Here is a 23,407-nt window from a genome sequence, read left to right on the forward strand (position 1 = left end):
TTAGATGACACGTCTCTTTTGTAGATAAAAAACGATCATACAAAGTATAATGGCTGTCGCTGCTCCAGATGAATCGAGCATGACATCTTGAAATAACGGTGTTCGACCACCCGTCAGCATCTGATGGAATTCGTCAAGACCAGCATATCCTGTTGCTGCTAACCAAGCGATGACTGCGGTTAACCACACACTCCTAATTCTAGGAAAAAGGCCTAAAAACAAGCTCCCTCCCATTAAAAAGTAAGTTCCAAAATGAGCTCCCTTACGAATAAAGAATTCGACAAATGAAAAATATCCTTTTGCCTCAATGCTTACTTCACTACCGGCATAGTCAAATGCGATATGCGATAATCCTTTTGAAAAAGGTTCATTATGCAGTAAAGTGGATAATAACCCAATCTGTGATTGCTGCTCATAGGTTTGAGAAGAACTGTAGAATAACACGCCCATAAGTATAAAGGCAATCCACAAATATAGACGACCGTCTTTTCGATATTGTTTGATCACTGACATCCCTCCAACGAGTTTATCTTATCACGTTCTTTCACAATTGAGAAGATAACAAAAAAAACAAAAGCATATTTGCTTTTGTTTTTAATATAAATACGGTTGGAATGGCATTTCTGAAGAATAGTACATCGGCATCGACTCTAATATTTTAAGTTCATCAAAATATGCTGGATCAAAATCTAGTAATTTTCCAGCGTGATGCAAGATTCCTTTGATTTCAAATAAAGCTTTTTTATGCGCCTTAAATGCTGCTAGATCTTTGTCTTTTGACGAGAGCGACTCATCATGTTTTAAATCAGATAAATCTTTTTCAAGTTTTTCAACGATTGCCCTAATTTGTTCCACGTACTGTTTTTTTTCATCTTGTTTTTCTGTCATCACTATTCTCTCCTTTAAAAAGAAATCGCTTACTTTAGATAGTATAGCATATTCATTTCAAAATACCGAATAAATAGATAAGGCTTTCATGATAGAAAATCCTGGTTGTGCTATACTACTAAAAAAGGAGGAATTGACACATGCATTATGCGATTAATTGGGATTTAGATTCAATTTTTGAAGGAGGAAGTCATTCAGGTGCACTCGCTGCACGTTTAGAAGAACTCTCACAGCAAATCAAGAACTACCAAAAAGCCATTGAAGCGTGGGATGTGACACAAACAACTCCAGAAGTGATTGCAACTATTCTACAAAAAGAAGAGATTTGCAGCAATGGCTTCTCACAATGTGGCAGCTTTATCGGTGCCTTGCTTTCTAGTGATGTGAATGATCAAAAAGCAAAGCTATTAATGGGTGAATTATCTGCAAAATCGCCTGTTTTTCAATCTGCACACACACTTTTTGCTAAAAAATTAACAGAAATCAGTGAAACAGACTGGAATACGATGACAACAAGTGAAACGTTACAAGATGTAGCCTTTCGTTTAAATGAAATGCGTCGCGATGGACTTGAGTTATTGAGTGAAGCGGAAGAAAATATTATCCATACCTTAGCTTTAGATGGGCTAAATGCTTGGAGTGAACATTACGATACGATTGTGGCTACGATTGCGATCCCATTTACAGATAAAAATGGAAATGAACAGACACTCTCTGCAGGACAAGCCTTCAACAAGATGACGGGGGATCCAGATGCATCTGTTCGTGCGACTTTATTTGCTGCATGGGAAAAAGCTTGGAGTGAAAAAGCACCTCTTTTAGCCGATACATTAAATCACTTAGATGGTTTTAGAATTTCAACTCAACGATTACATGGAGTAGAAGATTTCTTAAAAGAGCCTTTGGAATACAACCGTCTCTCTCGTAAAACACTAGATACTATGTGGCAGACGATTGCAAAGAACAAGCAACCGATTATGGATTTTTTAACGCGTAAAGCACAATTATTCGGTAAAGAAAAAATGGAGTGGCAAGATCAAGATGCTCCGATTATTTTAGGCAATATGCAAGAAAGAACTTATTCATTTGATGAAGCGGCAGAATTTATTATCAAACATTTTAAAGACTTTAGTCCTAAAATGGCTGATTTCGCACAATCTGCTTTTGAAAAATCTTGGATTGAAGCAGAAGATCGTCCAGGAAAACGTCCGGGTGGATACTGTACAGAATTACCCGAAACAAAAGAGTCACGTATTTTTATGACCTATAGTAATTCAGTTAACGAAGTCGCTACATTAGCCCATGAATTAGGTCACGCTTTTCATAGCAGCGTGATGTGGGATCTTCCTAGCGTCAATCAAGAATATGCGATGAACGTTGCTGAAACAGCCAGTACATTCGCTGAATTGATCGTAGCAGATGCTACTTTAAAAGAAGCACAAACACCTGAAGAAAAAATCAATTTACTTGATACAAAAATGCAAAATGCGATCGCGATGTTTATGAACATCCACGCACGTTTCATTTTTGAAACAAACTTCTATACTGCTCGTCAAAAAGGTTTGGTATCTGAAGAACAAATCACGAATTTAATGTTAGAAGCTCAAAAAGAAAGTTATTTAGATCAACTCGGCAGCTACCATCCACATTTTTGGGCAGCTAAATTGCACTTCTTTATCGACGATGTGCCATTTTATAATTTCCCATATACGTTTGGTTATTTATTTAGTATGGGAATCTATGCTTATGCAGCCGATAAAGGAACAAGTTTTGAAGATGATTATATCGCTCTTTTACGTGATACAGCTTCGATGACAACTGAAGAATTAGCACAGAAACACTTACAAGTCGACTTAACCAAACCTGATTTTTGGCAGGCTGGAATCGATCGTGTATTAGAAGATGTACATGAATTTATGGAACTTACAAACGATTATATCTAAAAAAAGAACGCTTGATGGTAGTCATCAAGCGTTCTTTTTAGATTTTTCGTTTTAAACGTAACGCATTTAATAAAACAGAGACCGAGCTAAAGCTCATCGCGCCGCCAGCTAGCATAGGGTTAAGTAGTGGTCCACCAAATAAATGTAAAACACCCATCGCGACAGGAATACCTAAAATATTATAGGCAAATGCCCAAAACAAATTTTCTTTAATCGTTTTGATGGTAAGCTGACTGTAACGAATCGCTTGAACGACTCCCGTGAGTTCATTCTTCATCAAAATAATATCAGCAGACTCTAACGCCACATCTGTTCCTGAGCCAATCGCCATTCCAATATCTGCCTGAGCCAAAGCTGGTGCATCATTGACTCCATCACCAACCATTGCTACAAGTCCTTCATGTTGATCTTGTAAGTTTTTGATTGTTTGTGCTTTTTGTGAAGGTATGACTTGGCTAATGACTTCTGTTATTCCAACTTGTTTAGCAATTGCTTGAGCTGTCTGTTGATTGTCCCCTGTTAGCATCACCACGTTTAAGCCTTGGTTTTTCAATTCTTTAATTGCCGTTATACTACTTGGTTTGATTGGATCCGCAATCGCTAAAGAACCTATCACGACTTGCTTATTCACTAGAAAAATAGCAGTTTTTCCTTGACTAGCCCACTCTTTTGCTAGCAATTTTACCTCGTTTAATCCAGTAAATTCTTCTAAAAGTGTCTCATTTCCTAAAGCATACGACTCATGATCGATGATCCCTTTGATTCCAACACCAGGTAGAGAGAGAAATTCATCTACCTCTTTTAATTCGATGTTCATTGTCTCCGCTTTTTTCAACACAGCTTTTGCTAAAGGATGTTCCGATGTATTTTCTAATGCAGCAGCATAACTTAGTACATCTCGTTCAGTGAATCCTGAACTTGCGAAAATATCTGTCACTTCAGGATTTCCTTGCGTTACCGTACCTGTTTTATCCAGTACGACTGTTTTGACTTGATGCGTGTGTTCTAAAGCTTCACCAGTCTTAAACAGTATGCCTCGTTCAGCAGATTTCCCCATTCCAACCATCATCGCAGTTGGTGTTGCTAATCCTAATGCACAAGGACAGGCAATGACTAAAACAGAAATCGTAATCGTTAACGCAAATACCCACGATTGTTGACCTAAACTCAACCACAATAGCCCAGAAAGTAACGCAAGTCCGATGACGATCGGCACGAAAACACCTGAAACTCGATCGGCTAATTTTGCAATCGGTGCTTTTGATCCTTGAGCCTCTTCAACGAGTTTTACGATTTGGGCCAATGCTGTATCGGCACCGATTTTTGTCACATTCATTTCAATACTACCTTGTTGATTCAAGCTCGCTCCGATTACCGTATCACCGATTTTTTTAGTTATCGGCAAACTTTCACCAGTGATCAAGCTCTCATCGATACTTGTACTCCCTTTGACTACGATACCATCAGTTGGAATTTTTTCACCAGGTTTTACTAAAACGACATCACCGACTTGTAATGCTGAAACGAGACGTTTTTCGACTTTTCCATCAATAAGGACATTCGCTTCTTTAGGAGAAAGATTCAATAAACTTTGAATCGCATCCGAAGTTCGTCCTTTAGATACTAATTCAAAATATTTCCCTAAAGTGATCAAGGTTAAAATCACCGCGGCTGATTCATAATATAAATTCATTGCCGCTGTATGATCTCCTAGATACACTCTAAGTGTGCCATACACACTATATAAAAAAGCGGCACTCGTTCCTAAGGCCACTAGTGAATCCATCGAAGGATGTCCTTTGATTAATGCTTTAAATCCCTTACTAAAAAATGCACGCCCGATCCACAAAACAGGTAATGCAAGTAACAGCTGTATGGTTACTGCGATCATAGGAGCATGATGAGCACTGATTGATTGCGGAATTGGTAATCCAATCATTTCGCCCATTGCAAGATAAAGCAAAGGAACAGTAAACACTGCAGAAGTAAAAAAACGTTGCCACATATGATGGATCGCTTGTTCTTTTTTATCTTTCGCACTAACAGTTGAGGGCGTATTCGTTAGGGCTAATTGATAACCGGCTTGAGAAACTTCTTGTGCGATAGCCTCGATCGATGTTTGTGTTCCATCAAAAGATACTTGTAGTGTTTCAGTCGCTAAATTAACAGAAGCAGCTGTGACACCAACAGTTTTTTGTACCGTTTTTTCAACAGTTTGGGCACAACTCGCACACGTCATCCCTTCAACTGGCAACGTAAGATGTGTAATTGGGTCGATTAAATGATAGCCTGCTTGTTCGACAGATTGAGAAAGAACAGCAAAAGGAAGTTCTGTATCTTCAGTTACTTGCACTGTTTCTGTCGCTAAATTGACTGACGCATTCGTAACACCAGAGAGACCTTTTATCGCTTTTTCAACAGTCTGAGCACAACTGGCACAGGTCATTCCTTCCACTTGATATTGTTTATGCATAAGAGCTCACCTCTAATTTCTTTTCTTTCTTCTATCCTACTTCTTGCGTTTACAATTGTCAACGATTAATTATTTAGATGACAATTCTGTTCGCAAAGGATAAATTGCACCTAATAAATTGGCACGATTTTGAAATCGGCACGCTTCAATCTTTACTGGTTCAAGTGACTGCTGATAAAAAGGATTATGCTGCAATAGTTGCGTGTATTGATGATTGATTTCTTCTAATAGTTTAGCTTGTGCGCTAATACCACCACCGATTACGATTTTTTCTGGATCAAACATAATTTGTAGATTGAGCAACAAAGCAGCGATTTTAAAACAATATTCTTCAAATAATTCTAATAGTTCAGGATTCGCTGATGTCGATAACGCGTTAAATACTTTTTTACCATCCGTTGTATCCGTTAGCTCTAAAATTTTGGCAGCACGTTTGATAAAACGAGCTGCTGAAAGATCAGCCCCAATCATCGTCTCTTTTGCAGGCCATGCAGCTCGGTTAAGTAAAAAGCTAAATTCTCCAGCCTGAAAATTTTTTCCTTCTAATACTTTGCCATCAATCATAATTCCACCACCGACACCCGTTCCTAAAGTGAGCGCAATACCGATCTGAGTGCCTTCCAGATTTCCAAGCCAGTATTCACCTAAGACTGCTGCTTTTCCATCATTTTGAACAGCTAAAGGAATCTCACAATTTTTTTCACCAAAATAATCGGCAAAAGAAAACTGATCTAAAAATTCTAATGAACCACCGTGATAGACTGTTTTCGTTTGGGTATCGATTTTACCAGGACAACTAATCCCAATCCCTTGGCACTCTTTTGGTAATGAATCGATTACTTTATCTAAACATGCTAAAAAAGCGCTTTTAGTTTTTGGTGTCTCAACTTCAGTACTAGAACTTATTTCTCCATTTTCATCAATATCAGCTTGTTTAATTTGTGTTCCTCCAATATCAATTGCACGAAACATCTTGATCACTCCTTCATTCTTTGTTTTAACTGTAACGAAAAAAAAAGAAGCAATCAAGTTTCCTTGATTGCTTCTTGAAAAATCGGCTTAATGATATAAATCAAAACGACCTTTAGCAAATACTTCTTTGAATCCACCTGTTTCCATTAATGATTTATTTTCAATCATTTTCTTCACGAATGAAGCTGGATAACCTTTGATCCCTGTATTTCCAACCATACCAAATGCATGTGTATTTCCGATTGAAGCTACAGAACCTTGAGATTTAAAGGTAAATTCTTGAGTTGCTTGACCATTTAATTGGTTCAATACGTTTTTAGCAGCATGCGTTCCCATTTTTAGTGCGATCTGAGCAGTTGTTGGGTAAGGACGATTTGATTCTTTATCCATTACAGCAGAAACGTCACCGATTAGGTAAACATCATTATGGTTTGGATCTGTTAAGTCAGCGTTCACCATTACGCGACCACGACGTTCTTCAAATCCAGACTCACCAATTACAGTACTTCCACTAACACCTGTTGTCCAGATGATTGTAGCTGCTTCTAATTCACCCATTGTTTCGTCTTTACCATCTTGGTAAACAACCGTTTCAGGTTTGATCGCTTTGATCGCTTTACCTGTCATCAATTTAACATCCCATTTAGCTAAGTGATCTAAACAGTAGTTTGTTAAATCGTCATTGAACATTGGTAAGATTGTTGGTGCAGCTTCCACACAGAAAATTTCGATTTCTTTAGGATCAACACCTGCTAATTTTGCATAACGCGGACGTGCTTCTACTAAAGAACCTACTAATTCGATTCCTGTAAATCCAGCACCACAAACTACTAATTTCAGATATTTTTTATCTTTTGTTTGTTTGTATTTTGCCATGCTTGCTAAAATATGCTCATGGATCTTATTAGCTGAATCGATAGTTACCATCTCTAATGCATTTTCTTCAGCGCCTTCGATTCCAAATGTTTCAGAACGGAAACCTAAAGAAACGATCAAGTAATCGTAATGGATTGGTGATCCATTTTTTAATGTTACTTCTTTTTTGTCTGCATCAATTTTTTCAACGCGGTCTTGAATGAATGTTGTTACTTTTTCATTCACTACGTCTTTAATTGGATAGCAAATTTTTTCTTTTGGTTGTGTTCCAGCAGCTACTTCATGTAAATAAGTTGCTTCGTAGTGGTAATCATTTTGATCCACTAATGTAATATGGAAATCTCCAGCTTTTTTCTGCAAAGTTTTTAAGGCCATTAAGCCTGCGTAACCTGCACCTAAAATCGTCACTTCTTTCACGATTCGTCCCTCTTCTTTCTATATAAAAAATTAAATTAAGATACCCAACAGATAAGTTAGTACTTGCACCGCCGATCCGACAGCTAAAATACGAATAGCACAGATAAATGTTTCTCTTTTCACTTGTTTTGCTAAAAACAGTTTCGTTTGTTTGTAAACAAAAGGCACAATCAATAATGACAATAAAACTGTTACAGGTGCCAATTGCAGTAGTACAGACGCGATAATTCCTATAAATGCAAACAGATTAAAAAACACAAATAAATTCAATGACCCTTTACGGCCTAGATAATGTGCTAATGTATACCGTTTATTCTTCTCATCTTCTTCCATATCACACGTGTTGTTTGCAAGCATCAAGTTTGCAATCCACAGTGTATTTGGCAATGCTATAATAAAAATACTGAATATACTTGAGAAATTCCATTCAAACGACTCATATGTGTTTAAATACACACAGATCAATGAAATCATAAAGCCCATCGTAAACCCTGAGAAAAACTCACCTAAAGGTAAGCTAGACAGCGGTCTAGGACCTGATGAATAAAAGATTCCCACTAAGTAACAGTATAATCCCATCCAAAAAAGTGGCCAGCCAACAAAATACGCAAGGGTCAAGCCCATAATTGCGGAAACGATGATCATACTGGTCATCAGCCAGAACACCAAGCGAACGGATAGATTTTCACGACCAATAATATTGGTTTTTTCGCGATAATCATGAACATCTGTTGCATGATGGTAATCGTTATAGTTGTCGAGCATATCGACCGCCATATTGAATAAAAACATTGCAAGAAAATAAATTAGAACAAATCCGAGATGAATGGACCGGTAATGATACCAACTATAACACAATCCGATCAAAAATGGTAACACACTTGCGGTTTTTGCTTTAAATTCTACTAATTCTAAGAATACTTTTAATGACATACGCTTCTCCTTTCATCGAATTGTTACAAGTTGCATAAAATTAGCCAATTTGATAGAAAATAAGGTAGAATATGACTATCCTATTATAACTACCGAAAGGGCTGTATTATGCACTCATACTGGAACGATTATCCTACAATTCAGAGCAAACTCCAAGTCGTTTGCTCAATTTTAGAAGAGCACATGACGATTCGTAACAAAGAAATTCAAGAAACATTAGTTGAATTTAGCCGCGCAGGTGGTAAATACCTTCGTCCAGCTTTCTTCTTTTTATTTGCTGAATTGGGAGATAGTACAAAACAAGACAAAGACCGCTTAGCAAAAATCGCGGCATCAATTGAATTACTTCACATGGCTACTTTGATCCATGATGATATTATTGACGACTCACCATTGCGTCGTGGCGTGATCACTGTGCAATCGCATTATGGTAAAGACGTCGCCGTCTACACTGGAGACTTATTGTTTACTTTATTTTTTGAATTATTGATCGATACTATGAATGGTTCGCCTTTCATGCAAACCAATGCGCAAGCCATGAAACAATTGCTCTTAGGTGAACTTGATCAAATGAATAACCGATTTAAAGAAAATGAAACGATCGAAGATTATGTTCAAAGTGTAGATGGAAAAACTGCAGAATTATTTTGGTTAGCTTGTTTAGAGGGTGCTCATTTTGGCCAAACTTCTCAAGAAATCGAAAAACTAGCGGGAGAGATCGGTCGTAATATCGGGATCGCCTTCCAAGTCTATGATGATATTTTAGACTACACTGCACAAGAAGAAGTTTTACAAAAACCTGTTTTAGAAGATTTAGCACAAGGGGTCTACACCGTGCCGTTATTGTTAGCTAAAGCAGAACATCCAGAAGCGTTTAAACCGTTATTAGATAAACGAGCTGAAATTACACCAGAAGAAGCAAAAGAAGTAGCGGCTTTAGTGACGACCTATAAGGGTGTTGAAAAAGCAAAAGCATTTGCTAAAGACTATACACAGCGAGCATTAGATGGCATTCAACAATTGCCTCAAGGTGAAGCACGTGATCAAATTGAAAAATTAACACGACAATTACTTGAACGTAATTATTAAAGGTTAATGTCCTTTGTGAAAAAATGAACCGAGAGCAGTCGCTCTCGGTTCATTTTATTTTGGTTGGAAGATATGACTGATTTTCAATAAAATCAAGACGGCTATCAAGCTAGCAAGCGCTGTGGCTAACCCACTGATCCCATTCATAACAAGTGAAAACAGCCAAGGCTTCATTCCCCAAAGTGCATACGCTCCCCAGAAAATCCAGCCTGCGATAAAATGAAATACATAACGGGCAAATGTCCCAAGGAAAACACCTTGAATTGCAGCAATGGTTGCTTGACGACGGTTACGTTGTATTAAGCCATTTTGCAGTTTAAGCGCATAGACACCCGCTAGGCCTAGACAAGTATCGGCTATTGGATATTCTAATACTACTTGAACGGGTGTTAAAAAATAAGCCATTCCTGTGACAAAATGCAATAAACCCCAAACAAGTCCTGCTGCCATTCCTGCTTTGACCCCACGTCTTAGGGCAAATACGATTAAAGGGATTTGGCCTAATGAAATTGAAAAACTACTGCCGATATTTAGTGGAATAAAGGACAACACGATTCCAAGTGCTGCCATAATGGTTCCTTCCACCCATATCCGATTTTTTTGTTGCAAAAAAAGTCCTCCTTTGTCTGAATCCACAAAGGAGGACATATCTATGTCACTCTCACAATCCCTACGTTCGCATGATCGAAACAGGTTCAGAGGGTTTAGAGCATTGCTCATTCTCAGCCCAAATGGACTCCCCTTTGTGAATCATTCAATTTTTTTGTTCCTAGATAGCATAACATAATGATAAAAAAGCGCAAGTTATTTTGAAACGATGACTTGATTTGTCGCTTCAGCTAGCTCTTGGAGTAAAGCTTGTCCACTTTCCATTGACTCATTTTCAGAAGTTAGAATAGCCATCAAATAGTCTTGATTGTCATTAGTCGGAATCGCTCCAATACTATTGACTATCCAAGTTTCACTGCCATCTTCTTTCTCGTCATTTAACCAGCCATTTTTTAACGCCACTTGATCAGAAAGTACGCCCAATCCAAATCGTTGCTCAGTCGAGACATTTTGCATCAATTCTTTGATTTGATTTTGACTGTCTGTCGTTAAATAATCGGAAGGCTCAAAAATCGTGCGCAATAATTTGATTTGATCGCTAGCCGTGGTTTTCGTTAGACCCCAACTTTCCTCATCACTTGTGGTGTCTTTCATATCTAAATCCTTAAATAATTGATTTAAAGCCGTGACGCCACCTAATTTTTCATCTAAAAGATAAGTCGTATCTTCATTATCACTATCTTCGATCATAGAGCGAAGCGCTTCGGTATCATCTGCGCTTAGTGTCTCATTTGTTTCTTGCAACGTATGTAATAATCGTGTAGCCACTGCTACTTTCACGATACTTGCTGTATAAAAAGGCTCGTTACTTGTCTGATCTGTAATCAATTGATTGTCTACCCAGACCGCTAAAGCGATTGGTTCTTTATGTTGAGCTAAAATGGGTTGCCAAGCAGCTTTTACTTTTTCTTCAAGAGTTGGATCTGTTGTGGGCGCTTGTTTCGCCACCTCATCTTGCGTAGAAGCTGAATTTTTTGATATTACAGGTAAGGCAAATACTTTAGGAATATCAAATTGGATGATCGTCATCGTCATAACAGTCCATAATAATCCCGTAATTCCTAGGTATACGATCAACCGATTACGCAATTGAAATTTACGCGCTATACTCGTCTGAACAACTAAAGCTAAAATAGCTAAGACTAGTAAACAAGTAACAAACCAATATCTAATCAAAAAATAGATGACAAAGAGTAACGCAATTCCTAAACAAATTGCTTGGATATACTTTTTAATGCGGGTCACACCTCTCTAAATGCACACTGTTCTTCATGATCATTGACCATTCCAACGGCTTGCATGAACGAATAACTTGTTGTAGGTCCGACAAATTTAAAGCCTCGTTTTTTTAATTCTTTACTTAAAAATAATGCTGTTTCTTTGGGATCTGGCATGTAAACGGTAAAGGTTTGTAAATAAGTTGCTAGATCCCCAAATGTTTCTTGAATCTCAAGAGTAGCTTTTGCATTGGTAATCACAGCTTCAATTTTTTTACGATGTCGAATAATCCCTGTATTTTCCATTAATTCATCCACTTTTTTTGGCGTAAACTGAGCGATTTCAGCAATCGACCAATTCGCAAAAGCTTCTTTAAAATTCTGTCTTTTTTTCAAAATCGTTGACCAGCTAAGACCGGATTGCATTAGTTCTAAAGTCAGTGCTTCAAATAATGCTTCATCCGTTTCATGAGGTTTCCCCCATTCTGTATCATGATATGCTTGCTCGATCGGATTTTCTTTGACCCATTGACAACGATAAACCATAATGGTTCCTCCTTTTATGCAAAATGCTTGTTTATTATATCAAGTTTATTTGAAAAAATCGTGAGGAAAGCTTTGAAAAAATATGACAAAATAGTGTGATTGTCATTATCGGATCAAGTTAGAAAAAAGACTTTGCCTTTTCGATTCGGAAAAAACAAAGTCTTTTTGATTTAGTCGATATATGAACGGATTTTTTCCGTATACGTACGAATCACTTCCGCAGAATGAGCAAATTGGGCTTGTTCTTCAGATGTCATATGCATTTCCAACACATCGAATACACCTTCACGGTTCAATACTACCGGAACACCTGCATAAATATCTTCTTCGTTATACTCCCCTTCAAGTAAAGTGGAAACGGGAATGATTGAATTTTCATCAAACAAGATCGCTTTAATGATTCCCACACAAGCGGAGGCGATTCCGTAATACGTCGTCCCTTTGCGGTTATAGATCTCCCAACCTTCTTTAGTCGTCTTTGTCACAAGGTCAGCTAAATCAACTTCCCCTACGATCTCAGGATTATCTTTGATTACATCCAAAATCGGTTTTCCAGCTACAGTAACCGTTGACCAAGGCACCATCAAGGAATCTCCGTGCTCACCCATCGCATAAGCATAAATACTACGTGGATCAACATCTACTAAATCAGCCACAAAGTTTTGCAAACGCGCTGAATCCACTGATGTACCTGTTCCGATCACTTGATTTTTTGGCAAGCCAGATAAACGATAGACTAGATAAGCCATCATATCTGCTGGATTGGATACAACTAAAAAGATTCCATCAAATCCACTTTCCATCACCGGTTCCACAATCGATTTCACGATTTTAGCACTGAGATCTAACGTATCTAAACGTGTTTGTCCCGCTTTTGGTGGCGCTCCTGCTGTGATGACGATAATATCGACATCTTTACAATCCGCATAGGTCGCGGTTTTCACTTTGACATTACGGTCCAAATAACGAATCGAATTACGTAAATCACGGACTTCTCCTGCCGCTTTTTCTTCATTGATATCAATTAATAATACTTCGTCACATACTCCTTGTGTAATCAAGCTAAAGGCCGTGGATGAACCTACTAGTCCTGTACCCACGATGGCTACTTTTGATGGTTTAATATACATACTGCTCCTCTTTTCTGATTATTTATCTAGTTCAAATCCTTGTGCTTTTAAAAACTCTGCAATTTCTTGGCGACGTGTCACACTAAAAAATTCTGCCATTTTAGTAGAAAAGTCTGCTTGTTGTGCATTACTACTACGTTCTTGATAATAAGTCGTCAGTTGCGCATCATATTGAGAAAAATCTGTAAAGACTTCCTTAGGGTAATGATTTTCTGCAACTTGATTGGATCGGGGCATTCGTGGTTTGGTTTCGTTCTTATGAACAGGTACTCCAATCGTCATCCCAAATAAAGGCAGCGTGTGATCAGGCAATGCTAATAACTCTGCTACTTTAGGAATATCATTGCGGATCCCTCCAATATAACAGATCCCTAGATCTAACGATTCAGCAGCCACTGCCATATTTTGAGCTGCAATCGTAGCGTCAACCACTGCGACAAGCAACGCTTCTGTATTACTTGCACCTTCAATTGATTGACCATTGTTTTTTAATAACATCGCATGACGATAAAGATCCGCTACAAAAACATAAAAAGTTCCCGTTTTTTCAACATATGCAGCACTATTTGTGATTTCAGCTAGTTGTTTACGTAAAGTAGGATCAGTAATCTCTAAAATCGAGAATGCTTGTACAAAATTAGATGTAGATCCGCTTTGCGCTGCTTGGATCAATGCATCTTTTAGTTCATCGGATAACGGTGTATCCTCGAAAGCACGCACAGATACATGGGCTTTTAAATTCTGAATCGTTTCGTTCATCTTGATTGAACTCCTTTTCGTTTTTTCAATTCTAGCATAGCATAAAACCCCTCTAGACAACATCTTGACGAATCTAAATTACACAAGAAAAATAAGTTATACCTCCTATCTAAGTTTCCTCTTAAGATTCTTTTAATGAAATAGTTTCCTAATTTATCAACGTTTTAGACGCTTTTTTAGCTATCTCGCTCTAAGAAAACGCTATTCTAACACTTCTGTTAGTTGATTCTATGGTTTTTTAAACGTAAAGACTGGATAATAGAGATATCAATTAAGTAAAGGGGTTTTTTACAAATGAAAAAAATTATTGGGATTATCGTAATCGTAGCAGTCGTTGTAGTGGGATTCTTCGGCTTTCAATATTATCAAAATACGTATAACGGGCACGAAGCTTATGCAAAAGTCCCGACGACGGTTCCTGAAAAACATGAAACAAAAGATTCAAATGGAAAAGTTATAGGAAATTCTTATTCCTATGATTATACGTTCACCTTTGTTACACCTAAAGGCGAAAAAGTCGAAATGGATTATGAATTAAGCGGTGAAGATCCACAACCGTTGACACCAGGTGCGTATATTTCAGCAGAAATCAGTAAGACAAGAATCGTTAGTGGTCCAAATGATATCGAAAAATCAAAAATACCTCTTAAGTCCCTAGAGGTTTTAGAATCAATCAACTAATATAAAGAAGAAAAGATCGATCGCAGAGTCTAAAAATACTCGCGATCGATTTTAACTACAACTTACTTACAGGAGGAACTTATGGAAACAATTGTTCAAGTAAAAGAAGTAACAAAGGTTTATGGGAAAAAAAATGAAAAACAAACACATGCATTACGTGGGATCGATTTTACAGTAGAAAAAGGTGAATTCGTTGGAATCATGGGAGCATCTGGTTCTGGTAAATCAACATTATTGAATATTTTATCTACTTTAGATCAACCAACAGCTGGTCAAATCACGATCCATGATCGTAACTTGACCTCATTAAAAGGCAATCAGTTAGCCGATTTTCGTGCCAAAGAAATTGGCTTTATCTTCCAAGAATTTAATTTACTAGAAACTATGACAGCTAGCGAAAATATCGCGATCCCGTTGTCGCTACAAGGTGTAAAACCTAAAGAAATCAAAGAACGGATCCAAACCGTTGCGACGCGACTAGGTATTACAGAGATCCTGACACAATACCCTACTGAATTATCAGGAGGACAAAAACAACGGGTGGCTGCAGCACGTGCGTTGATCACGCAACCTGCGATCTTACTTGGCGATGAGCCAACCGGTGCGTTGGACTCAAAAAGCGCGAAAGATCTTCTGGACATGATGGAAGAATTGAATCAAAAAGATCAAGTATCGATCTTACTCGTAACACATGATCCTTTCTCTGCTAGTTATTGTAAACGAATTTTATTTATTAAAGATGGTGTCATCCACAAAGAAGTAACACGTGACGGAAAAACACGAAATCAATTTTACCAAGAGATCTTGACCACTCTTGGAAATCTGGAACAGTAGGAGGAAATCAGTATGATTTGGAAACTCTCTCTGACCGGTATGAAGACGCGTTTACGTGATTATATGATTTTATTTTCTGGACTTGCGATTGCGGCGGCGATCTTTTATATGTTTGAAAGTCTAGCCACTAATAAAGAATTTCTTGAACACAGTAATACTGTAAGTGTCGTCGGTATCGTCTTTCATTTAGGTACAGTCTTATTAGGGATCATCACGTTTGTCTATATTCTGTACGCCAATTCCTTTTTAATGACCTTACGGCAAAAGACGTATGCGATGTTGATGATGCTAGGCGCACGTACAAGTAAAATTGCGCAAATGATTTTTATTGAAACATTTGTTGCAGGGATCGCAGCCACAGTCGTTGGTATGGTGGTAGGTGTAGGATTAACGGCTTTAGTCAATCGGTTGCTCGTAAATCAAATGGGAATCGTAGTTAGTCATTACACACCATTTAACACCGCTGCACTACTCGTTACATTGATCTTTTTTATCGCAGTCTTTTTGATTGCTTCGATGATCAATGCCTCTTCGATCGTGAAAAAATCGATTTTACAATTACTGAATGAACAAAAAACACCTACTCGGTTTAAACGCAATCCATTCTTACTATTTATTGAAACAATCATTGGTTTGCTTTCCTTAGCGATTGGCTACTATTTCTTAGCTGAAATCGTAAAATTCCAAATTATGGGATTAGCCATCGCTTTAGTAACAATTATCTTAGGAAGTTATTTAATCTTCCATTCGGTCGTGATTTTTGTTATTAGTTTATTGAAAAAATCTAATGCAGTCGTATTTAAAAAATTAAACAATTTCACACTTTCACAATTAAGTTTTCGTGTTCGTGATTTTACGCAGATTCTGTCTATGGTCTCGATTTTATTCGCACTAGCATTAGGTGCCTTGACTGTCGGACTGGGATTCCGCAATCAAATCATGACGTTTACGAATACGGCAGCAACATATGATATTGTATTAAATAATGCTCAAAAAATCGATCAACAAAAAATCGACACATTAGATCCTACTTTAAATGTGACGTATGATCAAAAATACGATGACACAACGATCTATTATATTAAAGAACAATTCGATCAACATCCATTTGAGCAAAAAGATCAATCTGTCTTTTTATCAGGTGAAGTTAATGATAAAACACTAAAATATGATGCTGCTAAAATGGAACAAGATGAACAAGCTCAAAAAGCCTTACAAGATCTTGAATTACCAGAACAAAAAGAAAAACAAATCAAGCTAATCAGTCAAGCCGACTTTGACACATTAGGTCTAGATGAGAGTCAGTTACAAGTGATCAATGTGACAGATTTTACAACGATCCTACCTCAAATCAAGACATTGATCGAAGAAAATGAAAAAAATAATCCTTCGTTAGGTGGTGCTGAAGGACAAAATAGTTTTTCTCAAAAATACTACGTGTACAACCTGTACAATACGTTCTTTTCGGGATTTGAATTTATGGGCTTCTTCCTAGGAATCGCCTTTTTAACGATGCTTGCTAGTTGCTTGATGTTTAAGATCTTATCTTCAGCTAATAGTGACGCCATTCGTTATGAAATGCTTCGTAAGATCGGTACAAGACAAAGTCTATTAAAACGCGCGATTTTCAAAGAAATCGGCATCTTGTTCTTATTACCAGGTATTTTAGGAAGTATCCATGTATTATTTGGCTTACAAATGTTTAAAAACTTCCTTAGTCAGCCTTATCATAATATTTGGATTCCATTTACGATCTTTATCGTTCTTTATGCCTTGTATTATTTTGCTACAATTTGGATCTACACTAGTATCGTGTTACCAAAAGAAAAACGCAATTAAAAAACATGATCTTACCTTAACGGGTAAGATCATGTTTTTGTTTTTGAATATTTTTTATGGAATAGAAACGATAAAACACAAAAGGTAGTGCTAACGTCACAATAAAGCAAGTGGCCAATAATAATAGATAAGAATGGCTGTCACTTTTAGCAATCGTCGTAGGGACAATAAATGCAGTAATGACTGCGCTGACTGAAATCAATAAGCCAAATCCAGCTACGATGATTTTCACCAATTTCCCTCCAGGAATTTGATAATCGCGTGGTAGATCTGCATGTTTTTTTAAAACAACAAAGTAGGCAATAAAAAACAAAATATACGCACTAAGATAAATCAATACGGTCATTGAGATCGCCGCTTGAAAGGCGATCCCACCTGAACCACCTGATCCAAATGTCAATAACGCGGCCCAAATCGTCACGATGATGGCTTGGATCACTAAAATCTTCACTGGAACTTGATGTTGATTTTTTTGTGCTAGTCCTTTTGGTAATAGTCCTTTTGTCGCTGCAAATTGCAATCCCTCTGTAGGACTTACGATCCACGAACTAACTTGTGCAAAAATTCCAAATGAAATCAAAAAGCCAATAACGCGCACTCCCCAGCTTAGATGACCTGGTGAGAATAATAATGTTGCAGTATCGACTACACCTTGATTAGAAGAGATGGTTCCTGTTAGTACCATAGACACGATACTGCCACCTAACGTACTCATAACGATTCCGACAACGACCAATGCGATCAAAAGCTTAGGATAATTTTTTTGTGGGTTTTCTAATGATGAAAAATGAGGCGCTGAAGCTTCTACCCCCATATAGGCAAGGACAAATGAAGTCAAAGCACCGATGTCTTTTGTCGTTGGGAAAAAAGGCACTTTCGTAAAATTCGTCGATAGGGTATGACCGTGCATGAAATACATGATCGTAAACACCGTCAATACCAATACAGGCAATACGATCCCAATCGAAAAGCCATATTTTGCCAACCGCGCCGTCATTTCTGTTCCTTTGAACTGTACTACTGTCAGAACCCAGAAAATTAAAATCACTGCTAAAAATTTAACTAAAGGATTGCTATTCATTTCAGGGATATTTAACACATATGCAAGAGTTCCTACGATAAAATAAATCATCGTCACAAATCCAACTGTAATTTGAAACCACTGAAAGAATAGTGCCGCAAACCCAAATTTTTCACCTAAAGGTTTTCCGACCCAACTATAGATTCCACCTTCTTGATAGCCTTTGATCGTCGCAAGTTCTGCGGCGCATAAAGCTACGGGTAAAAACCATGTAATCCCACAAAGTAATAAGAAAAAAATCAAGGATTTACCCGACGCAGCAAACGTCGGGTACTCATAAACCGTAATAAATAACGAAGCGGTCATGGAAAAGAAAGCAAAACGTGACATCTTACCTGATTTTGTCTCGTTCATTATCGATCCACTCCTTAATGCGTAAAGCCATGAACGTGCGGTCCTTCATCAGCATGCATCGACACATTCGCTTTATCTAGTTCTGCTACAGCTGCTTTGATATCTTCAATCAATGCATTCGCCATATTCATTCCAAAGTCACCGCGACAAACAAATCGTTGAATCTCAACATTTTCTAAATCTTCAGGTAACGGATACGCAGGTACTTGCCAGCCTTTCATTTGCAAGCGATCGGCTAAATCATAAAGATTCCAATTGACATTCGCATCATCTTTCAAACGATAACATACAATTGGTAAATTCTCGCCGTCATTATAGATTTCAAAAATATCAAAAGAATCGATCGCTTTCGCAATTTTCATTGCTACTTTTTGCGTGCGTAAGTGAATCTCACGATATCCATCAAATCCAAACCGATAAAAATTATAGTACTGTCCTAAAATTTGGCTTGCACTACGTGAAAAGTTGATCGCCATCGTTGGCATTTCGCCACCTAGATAGCTAACATTGAAAATCAATTCTTCTGGTAAGAAATGACGGTCACGCCATAAAATCCAACCGACACCAGGATAGACTAATCCATACTTATGGCCAGAAGTGTTGATCGACACGACATTTTTCAAACGGAAATCCCACTCTAAATCTGGGAATACAAAGGGTGCAAACATCCCACCACTGGCCCCATCGACATGGATGCCTAATTCACGGCCTGTTTCTTGGTTAAATGCTTCCACTTTATCATTTAACGCTTTGATGTCATCATATTTTCCAGTATAAGTGATTCCTAAAATCCCAACGATTCCGATCGTATACTCATCGACATAGTCCATGACTTTATCGACATCGATACTCATATGATTGACATCCATTGGTACAGTTCGCATATCGACATCCCAATAGACACAGAATTTTTCCCAACATACTTGATAACCTGATGAAATAATCAGATTCGGGCGCTGTTTTTGAATATCGATTCCACGTGCTTCTGCTTCTTTGCGCCATTTAAATTTCATCGCCATGCCACCTAGCATGCATGCTTCACTAGAACCTACTGTAGACGTTCCAATCAATTGTTTTTGATCGGGCGCATTCCAAAGATCCCCAATAATATTGACACAGGCTTCTTCGATTGCGGCTGTGCTTGGATATTCTGATTTGTCGATCGCATTTTTTTCAAATGTTTCTGCCATCAATTTTTGAGCTTCTGGTTCCATATAAGTTTGGCAAAAAGTTGCCATATTTTGTCTAGCATTGCCCTCGTCGATCAATTGATCTTTAATTAAACGATAGGCTAATGTCGCATTCACCGGTTCTTTACGTAGTTTATTCAAAATCACATTTTCACTTGCTTGAATTGAACCAAAAATTGGACTATTAATTGAAGTTTCTTCACTCATTTACATTTCCTCCTAGTTGTTTTCAAATTAGTTTATGATGATGACCGCTCCCCACGACCAAAGTCCGAAGTATCCCATCTTTTATTGATATCTTCATTATAGCGGATTTTGTGTACAAAAGAACGAACGAATGCCTTACATAAATGATAGCTTAAGTTATCTTATTTACGATTCAAAAACACCTCGACATCTTACGATCTCAAGGTGTTTTGTATTTATGGTAATAAATGGGCGTCTTGTAATAACTCTTCAATAAAGCTTCCTTTGGCTTTTTTCAACTCATGTTTGCCAATCAGACTAGCCAACCAAGGAACTTTGAGTTCACTTAATCCTTTTTGATCATTTAGATAATACGCAGCACGTAAAAGCATACGAATATCATAAGAAGAAGCAAATATTTCTGGTACGCCACGATCGATTTCTAAAAATGTATAAACAGCTTCCATCGCCGTACGGACTGAATACTCTGTAGTAAATACCGTGTCACGTTCTGTTTCGGCAAAATTTCCGATAAAGGCTAAGTTTTTAGATCCTTCTGGAATAACTAATGGACGATCGCCTAATGCTCTTGGCATAAAATAAGACGTGATATACGGCATATATGTTGGGATCGTATTGCATGATTGTTTCGCTAGTTCATCGATTTGATCGATCGGAACTCCCATATGATACATCCACTCAGAAGCAATTTCGATTCCTGTACATTCTGTGATAGGTTTTTGAACATAATTTCCTGGTTGATCAGAAAGTAATGCGTAGAACCATACAACCAATTGATCTTTGGGTTGTGCTTTAAAATGTGGTTGACGATTTAAGGTGTAACTTAGCTTCCAATTCGAATCTTCTGCGTGGACGATTCCACCTGTGACGACTTTTCCTGCATAAGGATCACGTTTACTGATTTTTTCGATGTATGGTGCGATCTTATCGTCTAATGTCGTAATCGTCGCCGATACAAACCAACTTGCTTCAGGTAGATTCTCACAGAATTTTTCAGGATGACCAAACGCTTCATCTTGAGCAGCTAAGTTTTTCCATAGATTCCAACTTCCACCTAATGCATGGCTTACAGGAGCTGGCGTCGTATTATTTCCATAAGTTGAACTTTCTGTAATCGAGCCATTCGTCACAAAAACAAGATCTGTTTCTTCAAGATCAATGGTTTTCGCTCTTCCTTCTACCGTCATGACCAATTTTTCCGCAACTTTTTCACCATTTTTCGTATTGACGATGACGTTGCTGACACGTGTATCATACTGGAAATGCACACCGTGTTCTTTTAAATAAGCTAATATCGGAAGGACTAAAGACTCATATTGATTGTATTTCGTAAATTTTAATGATGAAAAATCAGCTAAAGCATCGATATGATGAATGAATCGTAATAAATAGCGACGCATTTCCATGGCGGAGTGCCAAGTCTCAAATGCAAACATCGTACACCAGTATGACCAAAAGTTTGATTCAAAAAATTCTTTTGTAAAGACATCAGTGATTTTTTTGTCTTGTAATTCTTCTTCTTTCATCATACAAAGAGCTAAAATCTCTTTATTGGCTTGCTCGCTTAATGTCAATAAACCATCAGATTCTACTTGTTTACCTTGCTCATGGATCAAACGACAGTGTGAAGAGTTAGGATCTTCTTTATTTAACCAATAAAACTCGTCTAAGACAGAGGCATCTTCAACTTCAAGCGATGGAATCGAACGATATAGATCCCATAAGCATTCAAAATGACTTTCCATCTCACGACCGCCACGAATCACAAATCCGTATTCTTGCATATAGCGGCCATCTAAAGAACCACCTGCTAAAGGTAATTCTTCTAAAATATGGATACGTTCACCTTTAACTTGACCATCGCGAATCAAAAATGCCGCTGCAGCTAATGAAGCCAAACCTGAACCAATCAGATATGCCGATACTTGATCTGCTTTTTGAGGTTTTTTCGGACGGGCAAATGCTTCATAATTTCCATTACTTCGATACATAATTATTTTCCTCCTCGTCTCCTATACAACTAGAAGCTCTTTTTATTTACTACTTGTTCGATACATTTAGTTTAGAACTTTTTTGAGCAATTGACGTAAGAATTTTGTCGGATAACGCGACAAATAAACAGAAATGTTTTCGCTTACATTATAATGCATAAACTAAAATAATGCGAAATTTACTACTAGAATTCTTTGATATAACTTCCTTCGTTCTTTTTTGTCCACAAATCCTGAAAATTATGACCTAGGTGTCTAGTCACATCTGTGTTAACCTTATAATGAGTGTTATGTTATCTGCCTGATGTTTTACATAACTTTCTAGCTATTGTTCTTCTTTAATTAAAAAAACCGAGATCTTTGGTAAAAGACCTCGGTTGCCTATTTCGACATCTTCTGAACAATGAGTTTCCGCCATAAAACTTTGCGTCAACTATCGTCGATCAGTAGATTTTAATTGATTGGAGATTTTCTTTAAGCGATGTAACACTAGTACGGTCAGGCAGATCGTCACTCCTAGACCCAAAAGATAAAAGCTCAAGTATTCATTAGTACTTGGCAACACCCCATAATACGTCTGTGTAGTCGACGGCTTCGTAGTATTTCCATCTCCCGGCTGCATCGGATTTTGTGACTCTTCCGTTTCTTCTTGCCCTAAGATACCTTTTATTTCAATTTGGCCATCCATGACATCCCTCCTTCACGAACTATACGTTACACTAGCACTAGTTTGTAGGAACATCGATTGTTGCGCCTTTAGTTAGTGCTTTAAATGATAATGTCATTTCATAAGTTAATGGTGTAACAGTATCTACTGCCTTCGTTACACTACCTGTGTATTCATACGTAAACGTTCCACCATCAGCTGCTGTAGAACTCGTAACAGGACCTAAATTAGCTAGATTTTTAGCTGTAGTCTGAAGCGTATCGTTAGTAACTAAAGCAATCGGCGTAGCTACGACTTGTGCATTTGATCCAGCAGTAGGTGCAAGATTTAAATTTAAACCTGCACTAGATGTACTACCCGTAATTGTAGTATAGCCTACAGCTACTCCACGTCCTGAGTTGTTTTTTACAGTATAAGTCGGTGATAATAAAGTCGCTCCTGCAGCTCCTGAACGAGCACCGAAAGTCGTTGTTGTTGGAACAGTAACATTAATCCAAGAATCATCTGTTTCTGGTAATCCACCACCAGGATCTGTATTACTTGCTCCAATCGTCCCGTTGATTTCTACCTTTGCTGAATTCTCTCCGCTGATAGTCTGAGTGCCATCACCATTATCTGTAACTGTAGCAGATACACTAACAGCTCCAACTGTTAATAAACTTGTCGACAACAATAAACCTAGTAATGTTTTTTTCATGATACATTTCCCCT

The 23,407-nt window shown here is 37.7% G+C and carries 21 protein-coding genes and 1 riboswitch; of the genes, 5 read left to right on the top strand and 16 right to left on the bottom strand.

The features are described from left to right. Nucleotides 1–504 carry a VanZ family protein gene (locus I573_RS05545; RefSeq protein WP_211213401.1) on the bottom strand — a complete coding sequence of 168 codons (504 nt, stop codon included), beginning with the start codon at nt 502–504 and terminating at the stop codon, nt 1–3. A gap of 90 nt (nt 505–594) precedes the next feature. Then, nucleotides 595–888 carry a hypothetical protein gene (locus tag I573_RS05550; protein ID WP_016186646.1) on the bottom strand — a complete coding sequence of 98 codons (294 nt, stop codon included), beginning with the start codon at nt 886–888 and terminating at the stop codon, nt 595–597. Nucleotides 889–1,028: 140 nt separating this feature from the next. On the opposite strand from I573_RS05550, the gene I573_RS05555 reads away from it, so the two are divergent. Then, on the top strand, nt 1,029–2,831 hold the full coding sequence (locus I573_RS05555) for a M3 family oligoendopeptidase (protein WP_016186645.1): 1,803 nt from the start codon (nt 1,029–1,031) through the stop codon (nt 2,829–2,831). 37 nt (nt 2,832–2,868) lie between these two features. Here I573_RS05555 and I573_RS05560 read toward each other — a convergent pair whose 3' ends face one another. From I573_RS05560 to I573_RS05575, 4 genes are all read right to left on the bottom strand, one after another. Beyond that, a complete protein-coding gene (locus I573_RS05560; protein ID WP_016186644.1) occupies nt 2,869–5,304 on the bottom strand; it encodes a heavy metal translocating P-type ATPase in 2,436 nt (811 codons plus the stop codon). Between the two features lie 69 nt (nt 5,305–5,373). Continuing rightward, on the bottom strand, nt 5,374–6,276 hold the full coding sequence (locus tag I573_RS05565; RefSeq protein WP_016186643.1) for an ROK family protein: 903 nt from the start codon (nt 6,274–6,276) through the stop codon (nt 5,374–5,376). A gap of 87 nt (nt 6,277–6,363) precedes the next feature. After that, complete coding sequence (locus tag I573_RS05570) at nt 6,364–7,569, bottom strand: NAD(P)/FAD-dependent oxidoreductase (RefSeq protein ID WP_016186642.1); 1,206 nt, start codon at nt 7,567–7,569, stop codon at nt 6,364–6,366. A 30-nt stretch (nt 7,570–7,599) separates the two neighbouring features. Next, nucleotides 7,600–8,502, bottom strand: a complete 903-nt coding sequence (locus I573_RS05575) for a prenyltransferase (RefSeq protein WP_016186641.1) — start codon at nt 8,500–8,502, stop codon at nt 7,600–7,602. 108 nt (nt 8,503–8,610) lie between these two features. Here I573_RS05575 and I573_RS05580 point away from each other — a divergent pair, with 108 nt between their 5' ends. After that, nucleotides 8,611–9,591 carry a polyprenyl synthetase family protein gene (locus I573_RS05580; RefSeq protein ID WP_016186640.1) on the top strand — a complete coding sequence of 327 codons (981 nt, stop codon included), beginning with the start codon at nt 8,611–8,613 and terminating at the stop codon, nt 9,589–9,591. Between the two features lie 54 nt (nt 9,592–9,645). Here I573_RS05580 and thiT read toward each other — a convergent pair whose 3' ends face one another. The 5 genes from thiT to nfsA form a co-directional block, all read right to left on the bottom strand. Next, entirely contained in the window at nt 9,646–10,239 is a 594-nt protein-coding gene (gene thiT, locus I573_RS05585) for an energy-coupled thiamine transporter ThiT (RefSeq protein WP_081634500.1), read from the bottom strand. A 2-nt stretch (nt 10,240–10,241) separates the two neighbouring features. After that, a riboswitch (TPP riboswitch) is annotated at nt 10,242–10,344 on the bottom strand. 51 nt (nt 10,345–10,395) lie between these two features. Further along, nucleotides 10,396–11,445: a serine hydrolase gene (locus tag I573_RS05595; protein WP_016186638.1), complete on the bottom strand. Its 1,050-nt coding sequence runs from the start codon at nt 11,443–11,445 to the stop codon at nt 10,396–10,398. Continuing rightward, entirely contained in the window at nt 11,442–11,963 is a 522-nt protein-coding gene (locus I573_RS05600) for a DNA-3-methyladenine glycosylase I (RefSeq protein WP_016186637.1), read from the bottom strand. Before I573_RS05600 ends, I573_RS05595 begins: the two co-directional genes overlap by 4 nt. Before the next feature lie 170 nt (nt 11,964–12,133). Continuing rightward, complete coding sequence (locus I573_RS05605) at nt 12,134–13,093, bottom strand: L-lactate dehydrogenase (protein WP_016186636.1); 960 nt, start codon at nt 13,091–13,093, stop codon at nt 12,134–12,136. Nucleotides 13,094–13,111: 18 nt separating this feature from the next. Beyond that, complete coding sequence (nfsA, locus tag I573_RS05610) at nt 13,112–13,852, bottom strand: oxygen-insensitive NADPH nitroreductase (protein WP_016186635.1); 741 nt, start codon at nt 13,850–13,852, stop codon at nt 13,112–13,114. A 294-nt stretch (nt 13,853–14,146) separates the two neighbouring features. Between nfsA and I573_RS05615 the strand changes: the two genes are divergently transcribed. The 3 genes from I573_RS05615 to I573_RS05625 all read left to right on the top strand — a co-directional run bounded on the left by I573_RS05615 (nt 14,147) and on the right by I573_RS05625 (nt 17,206). Then, nucleotides 14,147–14,533, top strand: coding sequence for a YxeA family protein (locus I573_RS05615; RefSeq protein WP_016186634.1), 387 nt, complete (start codon nt 14,147–14,149; stop codon nt 14,531–14,533). Nucleotides 14,534–14,614: 81 nt separating this feature from the next. Continuing rightward, a complete protein-coding gene (locus tag I573_RS05620; RefSeq protein WP_016186633.1) occupies nt 14,615–15,367 on the top strand; it encodes an ABC transporter ATP-binding protein in 753 nt (250 codons plus the stop codon). Between the two features lie 12 nt (nt 15,368–15,379). Then, on the top strand, nt 15,380–17,206 hold the full coding sequence (locus tag I573_RS05625; protein WP_016186632.1) for an FtsX-like permease family protein: 1,827 nt from the start codon (nt 15,380–15,382) through the stop codon (nt 17,204–17,206). Nucleotides 17,207–17,222: 16 nt separating this feature from the next. Here I573_RS05625 and I573_RS05630 read toward each other — a convergent pair whose 3' ends face one another. From I573_RS05630 to I573_RS05650, 5 genes are all read right to left on the bottom strand, one after another. Next, nucleotides 17,223–18,641, bottom strand: a complete 1,419-nt coding sequence (locus I573_RS05630) for an amino acid permease (protein WP_016186631.1) — start codon at nt 18,639–18,641, stop codon at nt 17,223–17,225. A gap of 14 nt (nt 18,642–18,655) precedes the next feature. After that, nucleotides 18,656–20,038: a glutamate decarboxylase gene (gene gad / locus I573_RS05635; RefSeq protein WP_016186630.1), complete on the bottom strand. Its 1,383-nt coding sequence runs from the start codon at nt 20,036–20,038 to the stop codon at nt 18,656–18,658. A 215-nt stretch (nt 20,039–20,253) separates the two neighbouring features. After that, a complete protein-coding gene (locus I573_RS05640; protein ID WP_016186629.1) occupies nt 20,254–22,029 on the bottom strand; it encodes an oleate hydratase in 1,776 nt (591 codons plus the stop codon). Between the two features lie 433 nt (nt 22,030–22,462). Beyond that, complete coding sequence (locus I573_RS05645; protein ID WP_016186628.1) at nt 22,463–22,717, bottom strand: hypothetical protein; 255 nt, start codon at nt 22,715–22,717, stop codon at nt 22,463–22,465. 37 nt (nt 22,718–22,754) lie between these two features. Continuing rightward, nucleotides 22,755–23,393 carry a hypothetical protein gene (locus I573_RS05650; RefSeq protein WP_016186627.1) on the bottom strand — a complete coding sequence of 213 codons (639 nt, stop codon included), beginning with the start codon at nt 23,391–23,393 and terminating at the stop codon, nt 22,755–22,757. Nucleotides 23,394–23,407 lie beyond the last annotated feature (14 nt).

This window comes from Enterococcus sulfureus ATCC 49903 (assembly GCF_000407605.1).
Lineage (GTDB): Bacteria > Bacillota > Bacilli > Lactobacillales > Enterococcaceae > Enterococcus_G > Enterococcus_G sulfureus.